The 13,176-nt window shown below is 45.7% G+C and carries 10 protein-coding genes and 1 pseudogene; 5 read left to right on the plus strand and 6 right to left on the minus strand.

The annotated features are described in order from the left end of the window. Nucleotides 1-335, minus strand: a pseudogene (locus ACJ751_RS20930) (AraC family transcriptional regulator); the annotation flags it as partial. A gap of 109 nt (nucleotides 336-444) precedes the next feature. Between ACJ751_RS20930 and ACJ751_RS20935 the strand changes: the two are divergent. Beyond that, a complete protein-coding gene (locus ACJ751_RS20935; protein ID WP_407747470.1) occupies nucleotides 445-771 on the plus strand; it encodes a VOC family protein in 327 nt (108 codons plus the stop codon). A gap of 53 nt (nucleotides 772-824) precedes the next feature. Then, nucleotides 825-1,544: a polysaccharide deacetylase family protein gene (locus tag ACJ751_RS20940; RefSeq protein WP_407747471.1), complete on the plus strand. Its 720-nt coding sequence runs from the start codon at nucleotides 825-827 to the stop codon at nucleotides 1,542-1,544. Here the strand turns inward: ACJ751_RS20940 and ACJ751_RS20945 are convergent. Beyond that, a complete protein-coding gene (locus ACJ751_RS20945; RefSeq protein ID WP_407747472.1) occupies nucleotides 1,525-2,004 on the minus strand; it encodes a nuclear transport factor 2 family protein in 480 nt (159 codons plus the stop codon). The two genes, ACJ751_RS20940 and ACJ751_RS20945, sit on opposite strands and share 20 nt — an antisense overlap. Nucleotides 2,005-2,081: 77 nt before the next feature. On the opposite strand from ACJ751_RS20945, the gene ACJ751_RS20950 reads away from it, so the two are divergent. After that, a complete protein-coding gene (locus ACJ751_RS20950) occupies nucleotides 2,082-2,645 on the plus strand; it encodes a sugar O-acetyltransferase (RefSeq protein WP_407747473.1) in 564 nt (187 codons plus the stop codon). On the opposite strand, the gene ACJ751_RS20955 is transcribed toward ACJ751_RS20950, so the two are convergent. Then, nucleotides 2,631-4,994: an ABC transporter permease gene (locus ACJ751_RS20955; RefSeq protein WP_407747474.1), complete on the minus strand. Its 2,364-nt coding sequence runs from the start codon at nucleotides 4,992-4,994 to the stop codon at nucleotides 2,631-2,633. The genes ACJ751_RS20950 and ACJ751_RS20955 overlap by 15 nt on opposite strands. 231 nt (nucleotides 4,995-5,225) lie before the next feature. Between ACJ751_RS20955 and ACJ751_RS20960 the strand changes: the two genes are divergently transcribed. Further along, nucleotides 5,226-7,052, plus strand: a complete 1,827-nt coding sequence (locus ACJ751_RS20960; RefSeq protein WP_407747475.1) for an ABC transporter ATP-binding protein — start codon at nucleotides 5,226-5,228, stop codon at nucleotides 7,050-7,052. A gap of 8 nt (nucleotides 7,053-7,060) precedes the next feature. On the opposite strand, the gene ACJ751_RS20965 is transcribed toward ACJ751_RS20960, so the two are convergent. Beyond that, complete coding sequence (locus ACJ751_RS20965) at nucleotides 7,061-8,935, minus strand: S9 family peptidase (protein ID WP_407747476.1); 1,875 nt, start codon at nucleotides 8,933-8,935, stop codon at nucleotides 7,061-7,063. A 150-nt stretch (nucleotides 8,936-9,085) separates the two neighbouring features. Here ACJ751_RS20965 and ACJ751_RS20970 point away from each other — a divergent pair, with 150 nt between their 5' ends. Then, nucleotides 9,086-10,003 (plus strand): hypothetical protein, encoded by a 918-nt coding sequence (locus tag ACJ751_RS20970; protein WP_407747477.1) that lies wholly within the window; start codon nucleotides 9,086-9,088, stop codon nucleotides 10,001-10,003. A gap of 75 nt (nucleotides 10,004-10,078) precedes the next feature. Here ACJ751_RS20970 and ACJ751_RS20975 read toward each other — a convergent pair whose 3' ends face one another. Next, on the minus strand, nucleotides 10,079-12,607 hold the full coding sequence (locus tag ACJ751_RS20975) for an Hsp70 family protein (RefSeq protein WP_407747478.1): 2,529 nt from the start codon (nucleotides 12,605-12,607) through the stop codon (nucleotides 10,079-10,081). Nucleotides 12,608-12,621: 14 nt separating this feature from the next. Next, nucleotides 12,622-12,939 (minus strand): hypothetical protein, encoded by a 318-nt coding sequence (locus tag ACJ751_RS20980; RefSeq protein ID WP_407747479.1) that lies wholly within the window; start codon nucleotides 12,937-12,939, stop codon nucleotides 12,622-12,624. Nucleotides 12,940-13,176 lie beyond the last annotated feature (237 nt).

Below are 13,176 nucleotides of genomic sequence, written 5' to 3' on the forward strand. Positions count from 1 at the left end.
CAAAGACTTACAATCTCTGCTCCATTTTGATATTGCGATAAAAGCCAGTTACTGTATGGTTTGTTTTTGGCAAAGGTTTGTGAGAAGTCGCCGCAGATTAGGGGAATAACAATGACATCGGTTTGGTGTATGTCAGCGATGGTTTTGTTAGCGCGAATACTATAGAGCCCTTTATTTCTAGCGGTATTCGTTTGAAGGCCCACCATTTCAACTGTATAGAACGGTTCTTTTCCCTGGTATTTCAGGAAATCGTTTATGCGGGTGAGTATCTGGTAGCTACTGTCGATGCACGACACGGTAGCATCCTCTAATACCAGAATTGAAATGTGCTTCATGATACAAATGTAAGCATCTGGCTTGTCGTAATCAACAGGGTAGATTGTCGCATTTACCCTGCCTTGTTCTGTAGCAGGCTGTGTAATTTTATCAGCAAATAATATAAATATGAAAGCGATCGAGATCATTATCATTCCGGTATCAGATCAGCAGAAAGCTAAAGAGTTTTATATGAAATTGGGTTTTAAGGTGATCGTTGAAGCCCCGGCCGACCATGGGCATACCTGGTTGCAAATGAGCCTGCCCGATGACAGGGCCACCATAGCCCTGATGCATTTTCATGGCGTTATTGTTGAAACGCCGGATATTGAAAAAGACATCCGGGAGTATAAAACCAAAGGGATCGAATTTGGAAAAATTGAAGACCAGCCTTATGGTCGCTTTGCGTGGGTAAAGGATCTGGATGGAAATGGGTTATGCCTTCATCAGAAATAACGGCAGACTGTACAGGAAAGCTATTTGTTGTAAAGTGGTTATTTTAGATGGATATGAAACCTTTTTTTCTCCTGTTGTTATTGCCACTTGAACTTATTTCCCAAACGAACAGTAAGACGGTGGTATTGACCTTTGATGATGCGCCGCAAAGCCATTATAGTTTGGTGGCGCCTGTATTGAAACAGTACGGTTTTGGCGCTACGTTTTATGTTTGTGAGTTTCCGGGTGTGTATCCCGATAGTACCATCAGCCTCAACTGGCGGCAGGTAGGCGCGCTCAATAAAATGGGTTTTGAAATTGGCAACCATACCTGGCACCATAAGCATGTGTCCAAACTAAAGGAATCAGCGTTGGTTACAGAGCTGGCTTATATTGAACACAAAGGCGATTCGTTGGGTATTCCCAAAATGACGAGTTTTTGTTATCCGGGCTATGTTACCGATACACTGGCCGTACGCATACTTAAGCAAAGAGGCTATACCAATGCCCGCACCGGCAACGACCGGCCATACGATCCAAAAAAAGACGATCCTTTTTACATTCCCAGCTATACCATCAGCAAGGCTAATAAGGATCTTTTTTATAAAGCGTTACAAGATGCAAAGGAAGGACAGATTGTAGTATTCTGTTTTCACGGTGTGCCCGATAACCCGCATCCCTGGGTAAGTACCGGGCCCGATACATTTAAGGAATACATGCAGTATCTGCACGACCATCATTACCGCGTGATCGCCATGCGGGACCTCAAGGTTGCTAATTCGCATGCAAACTAACGACGCGGGTCATTTTCCATTGCCCGTTTTCGTGACGCCAGATAAGAATAAACCGGGAATAACCTCCGGTGACGTTTTCGGTTTTATTATGGAACCGGTGATAACCCATTTCTACCGCGCCGTAGTTGTTGATGGAATACACTTCTATGCTTCCCTTTAATAACTCCCGGGTAACTTTACCACAGATATTGTTTTTTAACGCCTCAATCAGCGCTTTTTTTGATGTCATTAAGCCGGTGCGGTCGTGATAAAACTCAAGGTCATCAGAGATCAACTGCGCCTGTACATCCATCTTGCAATTATTATAAGAGTCTTCCCAAACGCTATCCATATGTACAATGCTGTCGTACAATTCTTTTGATTCCGGTTTGTATGGCGGTACCTGTTGCTGCCACTGGGCGTTGGCCGAGGAACAAGAAATGACAAATATTAAAAGTATAATAGTGTTCACTTTTTTCATATAAGCTTTTTTAGTTAGACTGATCTAAGTTACGGCAGGTTACATAGGAAAGGCATGATTTTTTCACGATAAACACCATGAGAACAGAAAAAGAAAAAATGCTGGCCGGCGAGCTGTATAACCCACTGGACGAACAACTTTCAGCCGAACGTCTGACTGCCAGATTGTTGCTGGCAGCACTGAACGAAACAAGAGAAGACGAGACCGCCGAGCGGACCAGTCTGCTCAGGGAATTGCTGCCAAATGCCGGGGAAGGTCTTTGGTTGCAACCTCCGTTTTATTGCGACTATGGCTACAATATCAAACTGGGGGAAAAGGTTTTCTTCAACTTTAATTGTGTTGTGTTGGATGTAACGTTGGTTACCATCGGCAGCCGTACGTTGTTTGGTCCCAATGTACAGGTATATACCGCCACGCACCCCATGAATTATAAAGAAAGAGCTGCGGGACTGGAGTATGCCAAACCCATCACCGTTGGTGAAGATGTATGGATAGGTGGAAGCGTTGTGATCTGCCCCGGAGTAAACATCGGTGACCGCAGTGTTATCGGCGCGGGCAGCGTGGTAACAAAAGATATTCCCGCAGATGTGTTTGCCGCGGGAAATCCATGTAAAGTGATCCGGTCACTACTCACTTCTTAACGCCTTCACCGGATTAGCCATGGCTGCCTTAATGGTTTGCGAGGCAATGGTCAATGCGGCGATCACAAACGAGGTAAGAATGGCTATCACAAAAATGCCAGCACTGATCTGAATATGATAGGCAAAGTTCTGCAACCAGTTGTTCATGGCATACCAGGCCAGGGGAGCAGCAATTAAAAAAGCTATTGCTATAAGGGTGATAAATTCTTTAGAGAAAAGGTATACAATGTTGGGGAGCGAGGCGCCCAATACTTTACGAATCCCTACTTCTTTGGTGCGCTGAATGGCCGCAAAGGTGATCAGTCCGTATAAGCCCAGGCAGCCAATGAGGATGGCTATTCCAACAAAAAAGCGAAATGCCGTATATAACTTCTGTTCCTGGTTGTAAAAACTGGCAACGCGGTCATCGAGAAATTCATAGGTGAATAGCTCATCAGGGAAAAGCGACTTCCAGGTTTTTTCAATGCTTCCCATGGTTTGTATAATGGCGGCTGGCTTCAGCGCCACACTTACCCTGAAAAAGCTCTTTGGGTTATAATCGATAATAACCGGTCTTCTTGTCTTGTGTTTTGATTCACTTTGAAAATCTTTCACTACACCGGTAATGGTAAGCATTTTGCCATTGCCTTTAAACCGCACGCCTACTGCGTCATTGGGTTGTTGAATGCCAAGCTTATGGATGAGGGTTTCATTTACAACCACGTGCCGTAGGGTATCGGTAGAATCTTTACGCCCCATTTTTTCACCAGCCAGCATGGTAAGGCCAAACATATCCGTATAATTTTCATCGATCAGTTTTATTTCGGTCACATCGTCTTTATCTATGCCGCGGTCAGGGGCTGAAAAAGGAGAGAACTGGCTATTAAAGCTGGGCTCGCCGCTGGAAAAACTGATCGCTTTTATGCCGGGGTTGGCCTGTAACTGTTGCTCTAATACATCCCGCTTTTTTCTGTCGGGTATAAAAAAAGAAACGATGGCGTCTTTTTTAAAACCCAGGTCCTGGTTCTTGAAAAAATCCATTTGGTAAGCAACCACCAGCGTGCCGATGATCAACACCTGGGAAATAACAAACTGCAATACCACCAGGCTTTTGCGCAACGAAAACCCGCGCAGTTCAGGCGATTTCATATTTCTGAATGCGGTAACGGGGTTAAAGGCCGATTGTACAAAAGCCGGGTATAAGCCAGCACTTAGGGTAAGCAGGATGGTGATGCCGGCGATGAACAGTAATACCTGTGGTTGCAACAAGGCATCTGCACCAAGCTTTAGTTCGAGCCAATTGCTTAAGTTGGAAAGGAACAGTGCTGCTAATGCGGTACCTAAGAAGAGGGCAAGCAATACCAGCGCCATGGTTTCGCCCAGGAATTGTTTTATCAGTTGTAAACGATCGGCGCCCATTACTTTTCGTACGCCTACTTCCTTTGCCCGCTTGATGGACTGTGCCGTTGACAAATTGATAAAATTGATGGAGGCGATCAATAAGATAAGCAGCCCAACAGCGGCCACCGCCCAATACGATTCTTTTGAAACGGTAGGCATATCGCCGCTGTGCAGATAGCGCGTATCGTAATGGATGTTGGTAAGCGGTTGCAACGGAAGTCTTGCTTCTTTTGCCATGTCTGCACCCCAATGCCGGGCAACAAAGGCCGGCATTTGCCGCTGCAATTTATTGATGTCATAATGTTCAGGCGTAACAAAATAAGTAAAGCCGCCCATGATCTGGTAAAACCCTTGTTTCAACGGATCTATATCCTTCCTGATCGTTTCAAATGAAACCAGGAACTGAAAGGGAAGATGTGTGTTGGGTGGTGGGTCTTTGATGATGCCCGCAACCTTCAGATCAAATTGATTATCCAGTTTAATAACCTGCCCCATTGCCTCGCGATTGCCAAAGTATTTCTGCGCCAGGCTTTTGGTAAGTACTATGTTGTTGGGTTCTGATAAAGCAGTATGGGGATTGCCCTGCAGCCACTTATGATCGAACACTTTCATGAAATACTGGTCAACAAAACAATATTGCTTTTCATTGTACCGCTGTTCACCCACTTTCACCGTTCCATCCTGTTGAAACCAAACCTGGGTAACTGTCTCCAGTTCGGGGAAGTCGTTGCGAAGGTTAGGGGTGATCACCATCGATACGCTCGGATTAAAATCAATGGCATTCAGCGTAACACGGTACGTGCGGTTAGCCTTGCTGTTATACTGGTCATAACTCAATTCATTACGCACTACCAGGAAAATAATAATGCAGGCGCCAATACCCAGGGTCAACCCGGATACATTCAACAATGTATAACTGAAATTACGACGGATGTTCCTGATGGCGGTAAGGAAGAAGTTACTAATCATGTAAAGTTGGCTTTCACGGTGAATGTAGGTGCTATATCAGGGATAAATAACATGCCATTCTGTAAACCTATTGAAAGCCAAAATGCTAAATATAGCATTATAGCCCTGCTGTTCGGTTATGATACAGTCCCTGTCCGCTTTGCGGCGGGGTGGTAAACAGAATCGTTCATAATTTGTTGTATATAGCAGATAAAGTTATTGTATCGTATTTTGCATAAAATATAAACGACTTTGGAAAAGAAGGGAGCTGTAACAGAGGAAGTTACACTGAAGGACCGGTTCAATGCACTGAATAATCTGCCGCAGTTCTTTAAACTGGTGTGGCAAACGAGCCCTGCATTAACGTTCGCCACGGCGCTTATTCGAATTATTCGTTCGGCTATACCTGTTGCTATCTTATATATTGGAAAATTAATAATCGACCAGGTTGCGCACCCAACCCATACCAGTAATGATTCACATGCCTATTTATGGGAGCTGGTGATTATTGAATTGATACTGGCCGTGCTGTCGGATGTGTTAGGGCGCGCCACTGCTTTAATTGATAGTTTGTTGGGCGATAAGTTCGCCAATTACACTTCTATCAAAATTATGCAGCATGCGGCCACGTTAGACCTGGAGCAGTTTGAGGATTCTACTTTTTATGATAAACTGGAAAGGGCGCGGCAGCAAACTATGGGTAGAACCGTTTTGCTGTCCCAGGTATTAAGCCAGGTGCAGGACCTGATAACGGTGACGTTTTTGGCGGCGGGCCTGGTGGTTTTCAATCCCTGGCTGATCCTGATCCTTATTATAGCCGTGTTGCCTGCATTTTTGGGAGAGGCGCATTTTAATGACAAAACCTATTCCCTTAGCAGGCGACAAACGCCCGAGCGCAGGGAGCTGGATTACATGCGTTACATTGGCGCCAGTGATGAAACCGCCAAGGAAGTAAAACTGTTTGATCTGTCGGGGTTTTTAATTGACCGGTTCAAACAGTTATCGGATACATTCTACAAGGATAATAAACAACTGGCCATTAAACGGTCGGTGTGGGGCGCTGCCTTTTCGCTCTTTGGCACCTGCGGTTATTATGGCGCGTTTGTTTTTATTGTTTACAAAGCTGTGCAGGGAAGCATCTCCATTGGCGACCTCACCTTTCTGGCTGGTTCTTTCAGACAGCTAAGAAGTTTGCTGGAAGGGATCTTAACGCGCTTTACAGCTTTGTCGCAAGGGGCCATTTACTTAAAAGACTTTTTTGAATTCTTTCATATTCAACCCAGGATCGTTCACAAAGGTAAATCCCTGCCATTCCCCAATCCCATTAAGGAGGGATTTGTTTTTGAGAACGTTGGGTTTAAATATGTGAACTCAGAGAACTGGGCCAACAGGCACCTCAACTTTACCCTGGCGGGGGGTGAAAAGCTGGCGCTGGTAGGGGAGAATGGCGCCGGAAAAACAACGCTGGTAAAATTGCTGGCCCGGTTGTATGATCCTACGGAAGGCCGCATCTTACTCGATGGTCACGACCTGCGCGAATACGATCTGGTTGAACTGCGCTATAACGTAGGCGTTATCTTCCAGGATTATATCCGGTATCAAATGACGGTTTCCCAAAACATTGCCGTAGGGAATATTGATGAAAAAGAGAATGCAGGATTGATTGTACAATCCGCAAAGAAAAGCCTTGCCGATCTGCTGGTGCAGAAGCTTCCGGGCGGTTATGAGCAACCGTTGGGCAAACGTTTTAACCAGGGTGTTGAATTATCAGGTGGCGAATGGCAAAAGATAGCGCTGGCAAGAGCCTATATGAAGAATGCACAATTGTTGATCCTGGATGAACCGACAGCTGCATTGGATGCCCGGGCGGAATACGAAGTGTTTCAACGTTTCTCAGAATTGACGAAAGGTAAAACGGCTGTATTGATCTCGCATAAATTCTCCACCGTTCGGATGGCCAACAGGATCCTGGTGCTGGATAAAGGCGAGCTCCTGGAGATAGGCACCCACCAGGAGCTGTTACAAAAAAATGGCCGCTATGCAGAATTATTTAACCTGCAGGCAAAGGGATATCAGTAGTTGATAAATCAATTACTGCTGCCGCTGAGGTATTTATCCAAAAAGTCCAGCGTTACCTTCGCCGCTTTCATTTGGTTTTCCTTTTTTCTAAATCCATGCCCTTCGTCGGGGAACAGTACATATTCCACCGGGGTACCGTTCTTTTTGGCGCCGGCAACAATTTCATCACTTTCTACCTGCAACACTCTTGGGTCGTTGGAGCCTTGCAGTACCAGCAACGGCGTTTTGATCTTGTCGGTATTGAAAAGCGGGGAAATGGAACGCAGACGCACTGAATCGGTAGCCGGGTCACCCATTTCATCGTATAATGCTTTACGAAAACTTTCCCAATAAGCGGGAATGCTTTGCAGGGTACGCAGCCAGTTGGTTACGCCAAAAAGGTCAACGCCTACCTTGAATTCAGCAGGGTATTGAATGATGCCGGCGAGCGACATAAAGCCACCATAGCTGCCGCCATAGATCCCGATGCTGGCAGGGTTGATGTATGTTTGTTGCGCCAGCCATTTCTTCCCCCACACACAATCTTTCAGGTCTTTATCATGGTTCCGGTTATCCATTTTATAATACGTTTTTCCGTAGCCACTGCTGCCTCTGTTGTTCACCGCGAGTATGGCATACCCATGGTTCACGAAATATTGAATGGACTGTGAATAGCCGGCTGTGCTTTGTCCGCCCGGACCGCCATGTACCCAAACCAATGCCGGTACTTTATGGCCGGCAGCTGCATTTTTTGGTTTATAAAATATGGCCGGGATCAGCAGTCCGTCGAATGATTTAAAGCGCACCACTTCCGCATCCACCAGGTCGTTAGGATCAATCTCGGGATTGAGCGAACTGGTTAGTTTATCAAGCTTTTTTGAAGCGAAGTTGAAGGAATACAAATTCACCGGTGACCGGTCGCTGACAACATACACGATCATATTGTTTTCGGTAGGTGAAATGCTGACGCTCTGTACATAGCCATCTTTAATGGTGGGAAAGGCTAACTGTTTGCCGCTTTTGTGATCATACATCAATATTTTATCCCTGCCATCTTCATTAACGCCAATTACACGGTATTTACCGTTCTCACTGATATACATGTACATCACATCCCATTTATCACTGAATATCTTTTGTTGTTTGCCTGTGGCGAGATCATACTTTGCCAGATACGTGAATTCGCTGCCTTCGTTGGTGGTGTAATAAAAAGCGCTGTTGTCCAGTTCAAAACTTTGTGGTGAATAAGTGGCTTCTTTTTCGGCAGACAGCTTCTTTAATTCATTGGTTTTGCGGTTAAGCAGGTACATTTCATTTTTGTCTGAGGTGATGCTTTTGGTTAACACCAGCCAGTTTTCGTCGGGGGAAATGCTGGCCACATCAAATCCTTTTTCATTTTGATAAAGCAGGGCCGGCTTCCAGTCGCCGGGGCTCATTTTATACAGATCAAAAAAACGGGAGTCGCGAACATTACTGGTATAATAAAAAGCAGTCTTGGGGTGGTTCCAGCTAAAAAAACCAGCTTTCTCTTTAACGCCCGGTGTTAGGTCGGTTACGGAACCATCTCCTTTTTGCAAATAGATGTGCGTATTCTCATTCCCGCCTTTGTCGGCCGAATATAGAAAATCGCTGGTACCGGGGATATAGTCGATGGCGTAATACGATTCCTTTTCAGAGTTGGTCAGTTGCTTCTTCTCTTTGGTGGCCAGGTCAATTTCGTATACATTGAAGATGCCGGAGCTGTTATCATGAACAATTATTTTGTTCTCGGCTTTATTAAAATTACCCCCGCCAAAAGCGATGGTTTTATAGAATTGTTCAATGGTGTATTGCTTAACCGCTGTTTGGGAATAGCAGGTAACAGCAATGCAGATCATAGCAAAAGCAGTCAGGATTGGCTTCATGGTGCAGTTTTTAATACCATAATTTACAATTTCTTTTTGTAAGCGGCCGGACTTTTCAAATACCTGTTTTCGATTATATATCCCAGGTGGGCTATTGCATCTATTGGGATTATTGTGTATTTTTCGCGTGTTGAACCACAATCTACCCTGATGCAATATTTATCACCTTCTTCGTTATCCGGAGAACCCATAGTTACCCCGCTCGATAAAAAAGCCATTCAATTAGAAAGAAAAAAACTCTTTGCCGAGCTGGAGCTTAGCGGGGAAACTACTATTGAAATGAACGGCCGGTCATTTACCAAAAATGACATCATTCAATATTATGAAGACCTGCTGAAAGAGGATGGTTTGATGTATCATTCGGTGGTAGCGGAAGACCCCGTACTGCTGGTTTTTCTGGAAACTGCCCATATTGGCCGGAAAGAAAATTTCCTGCGCAATCCGGTATATACAGATGAACAGTTTATCAACTGGATCAGCCCTTATTTCTGTCACGCCTTCATTACTTACATGAATGCCTGCTTTCTTGATCCTGATGAGGATGGACTAACCGCCTTACTTAAGAACAGGTTGCTGATGACGCCGGCCGACACGGAAAAGGGCTGGCAGGCTGTTATAAAGATTGTCATGGGCAGCATTTCCACCATCGGGGAGTACTATAATGCTACGGGCATGCTGATGCTTTCGAAGGTTAAGGACCTGATGGAATTTCGTTATATCAGATTGATTCAATTGCTTCCTTCTGACAGGTTTGGCCCCTTAAAAGATAAGTATGCCTTATGTATATTACAGGCCAGCGTATACACTTTTAACAAGAACAGGCAAACCGGGAACTATGTAAGTACCTGGTTGGAAAATGCCCAATTGCTGGCCGCTTCTGAAGATGTGAAAACACAGATTGGTAAAAAGCGGGAAGAACTGGAGGCTGTTCTTATTCCCCAGGAGGGCGGACCGGTAGCCGGAGGAGGAGCCGCTGCACCGGCGGAAACCAGTCCCTGGGCTGTTATTAAAGTTATAATATTTGTGTTGCTGTTGCTGGCCAGAATGGCCACCTGTCGTCACTGGTAAACTATAGGAAGTAAGAAGCAGGAAGTAAGAAAATACAAATTCAGCGAGCTTCGTACTTCTTACTTCCTGTCTCGCTTAACCTTTGAGCCCGGTACCTTTTATCGCCTCATTCTGGTCTTTGTCAATAAGAAGTTCATGCATCTGGGCGGCATAGCTTAAAATCTCATCGGGGTTCTGTCTTCCCAGCGCCTCGTTTCCCCGGGCCCGCAATACTTTTACCTGGGGTATGTTGTAAAATTTATCATCGGGCAGTCCGGCATAATACAAATACACCCTGGTAACATAAGAAACATCCTTTCGCCTGATGTCCCAGGTCAACCGGCTCATTTCACCGATCCTCAGCCGCAGAAATTGCGTGCTGCAGTTATTGATCCAGGTGTTTTCCTCAGCTATCAAATTATCTAAACGTAGTTGCAGGTCTTTATGACCGGTTTGTTGCAACAACTGCCGGCATTCTTCTTTCTTATAATAGTATTCTTCTTTTAGCTCTACCATCCGGTCGCCTTTCTCAGCCGTGTCAATGATCTGCGCCAGTCGCCGCTTCTGATCGTCCAGCTGGTATTTGGTGTCAGTTACATCATCCGGTGACAGCGCCCTTAATTTTACCTGGATAGCCTCGAGGTCGTTCAACGCGCGTTGCAGGGGCGCACTCTCTTCATATTTTTCGTTCTTCAACAGTTTTTCCAATTGCCGCTTGCCCAACCGGTGCAGATAATCAGTTTCCTGCTGCAAACGGGTTACGTTTACCGAGCGGGCCGAAGGGCTGAACGCCTGTTTGAACTCTTCATCGATCATACTGATATAGGCCGTCACCGTTATATCTCTGCTTTCGCTGATCACGAATGTGAGGTCTATATCGGCGCCTTTTACCAGGTCTGATTGCAGGTTCCTGCCGGAAATACTGACAATGCCTATGGGCAGGTTCGATTGTGGCGATGAATAACGGCTGCCTTCCAGCACATTGATCAGCAACTGGTCATCGCTTCCTTTAACGATGGTGCGGCTCAATGTTTTGGTGATCGATCTTTTGATGGGAAGGATCGCGTTCCTTTCGAAGATCACTTCCAGGTGAGTGATGTTATTATCGGTGTCATCCACTTCAAGACAAATATCATGAGGGAGGGGTTGTCCGTAAATAGAGAACTTACCCTGCACGATCAGGATCTCGGGAATGGTTACCTGCAAGGGGAAACCCTGTTTGTCGAACAGCTTCATGCTAAAAGCGTTCAAACTGTTTGGCAGCAACAACAGCATTTCACTGATCTTTTCAGCCACCGGTTTCAGCCCGCTGTCGAAACCACCATCGGCACGGGTAATGCGATACGTGCTACCGGCCGGTGCATTTTTAATGGTGGCGGCTAAATATTCTTCCGGGTCCCGGCTGTTTGCCTGGTACGCAGTTTTTACTTCAATGGAAGACGCCTTATCGTTTGAGGCGGTTTTGCCGCCGGGGTTTGTTGTATCCGGTTGCTGAGCTGTTGGTAAAGGCGTGGCTTTGCAGGGCCTGCCGCCGGCATACCAGGCAGCGCCTTCTACAACCGCCGTTGTGGGATCGATGGTAGTATTTACTTTGATGCCCAGGTCCTGCGTCAGCAGGTTTCTTACCAATGGAATATACGTGCTACCGCCTACCAGCACCACTTCAGTAATATCCGAAGGTTGCCTATTGTTCCGGCTCAACAGGTTTCTGATAAACGCAATAGAAGCCAGCACCCGCTCCCGGGCAATGGCATCGAACTGGTCGCGGCTGATGGTGAAAAACACTTCATGCTCCTCACCAGCCTCATCTTCAAAATCAAATTCAATATCAACGGTGGCGTGATTGCTTAAAGCTATCTTCGCTTCTTCTGCTTTATAGAGAAGTTGGAAATACAACTTATTATACTTCCCGTTTGCACTTAACATTTTTGAGGAAAGGTCCTGAACGCGGTAATGACTTTCCAGGTAGGGAATAAACAATTGCGTAAGAATGCCGTTGTCAAAATCAACACCGCCAAAGAAGTTATCGCCTTCATGGTCAATAACCTTCATTTCATCATCCTCAATAACTACCAGGGCTACGTCAAAAGTACCGCCTCCCAGGTCGTATACGAGCCATTGGCCTTCCATGCCGGCCCTGCCTTCTTTATTGGCAAACGCCAGACTGGCGGCAATAGGTTCCTGTAACAACAGCACTTCCCTGAAGCCGGCCGCATACCCCGCCTCCTTGGTAGCATTGCTTTGAATGGTATCAAAACTGGCCGGGATGGTAATGACCACGCTGGCCGGCGATTCACCAGTGAAAATAAAGTTCTTTAACTCCTGTAAAACGATCGTGCTTAATTCAATGGGTGTTTTAAACGAACCGCTGTTGGGAATAAAAAAGCTTTCGCCTGTACCCATCTTTCTTTTGAAAGCAGCAAATACATTCGCAGGGTCTTTTTCAACATGCTCCCGCGCTTTATCACCGATAAGGATCCGGTCTTTCCGGAAGGCCACCACGCTGGGCAGGGTCACCTTCATGCCGGAAGGGTTCTTGAAAATATCCACACTCCCGTTATTTGCCTTGGCGATCAGGGAATTGGTAGTGCCCAGATCGATGGCAAAATTGATAGTCGACGACATATATGATAGTTATTTTATTTGTTTCCTACAATGACAACGCCTTTTTGTAATAACGACCGGCCGTCTTCCTGTTGTGTGTAAACGATGGGTTTTATAACATCCAGCACCTGCAGTTTACCGGCTGCCTCGCCGGTAATGCTGGCTTCCAGGTCGGTACGCGCCTCATTATAAGGTTCGCCCAATGGATTGAGTAGCAGTAGTCCGGCATCTTCCAGTACGGTTTTCATCCGCTCTATATTACGAAGGATGCCTGTGGAGGGCTGGCCTGTGGATAATTTCTTTTCCAGTTCAAATACAAGATTGGCCATTTTTATCCATAGGTGTTGGGGCATAATAGGGTCGTATTTCTTTACAATATAGAAGCCCGGTTCCAAAAGTCAAAACTTTTCTACGCTATTAAATGCGATCGTTATTTCATATCTTGGTTATTAATTACAATACCCCTAACTCCTGCGGAATGAAATTTTTTGGGCCCGTGAATAATTTTCACCCTGCTAGCTTTTTCACACGATACCGGTTTATAATTGTCTTTTTGCTTTTTGCTATGAACACACAGGCACAAATGCGCC

It is taken from the genome of Niastella sp. (assembly GCF_045805085.1).
Taxonomy (GTDB): Bacteria; Bacteroidota; Bacteroidia; order Chitinophagales; family Chitinophagaceae; genus Niastella.

What these genes read in the sequence shown, in the direction of transcription:
- ACJ751_RS20935 (WP_407747470.1), top strand. Translation starts at nt 445, where the DNA reads ATGAAAGCGATCGAGATCATTATCATTCCGGTATCAGATCAGCAGAAA.
- ACJ751_RS20940 (WP_407747471.1), top strand. Translation starts at nt 825, where the DNA reads ATGAAACCTTTTTTTCTCCTGTTGTTATTGCCACTTGAACTTATTTCC.
- ACJ751_RS20945 (WP_407747472.1), bottom strand. Translation starts at nt 2,004, where the DNA reads ATGAAAAAAGTGAACACTATTATACTTTTAATATTTGTCATTTCTTGT.
- ACJ751_RS20950 (WP_407747473.1), top strand. Translation starts at nt 2,082, where the DNA reads ATGAGAACAGAAAAAGAAAAAATGCTGGCCGGCGAGCTGTATAACCCA.
- ACJ751_RS20955 (WP_407747474.1), bottom strand. Translation starts at nt 4,994, where the DNA reads ATGATTAGTAACTTCTTCCTTACCGCCATCAGGAACATCCGTCGTAAT.
- ACJ751_RS20965 (WP_407747476.1), bottom strand. Translation starts at nt 8,935, where the DNA reads ATGAAGCCAATCCTGACTGCTTTTGCTATGATCTGCATTGCTGTTACC.
- ACJ751_RS20970 (WP_407747477.1), top strand. Translation starts at nt 9,086, where the DNA reads ATGCAATATTTATCACCTTCTTCGTTATCCGGAGAACCCATAGTTACC.
- ACJ751_RS20975 (WP_407747478.1), bottom strand. Translation starts at nt 12,607, where the DNA reads ATGTCGTCGACTATCAATTTTGCCATCGATCTGGGCACTACCAATTCC.
- ACJ751_RS20980 (WP_407747479.1), bottom strand. Translation starts at nt 12,939, where the DNA reads ATGCCCCAACACCTATGGATAAAAATGGCCAATCTTGTATTTGAACTG.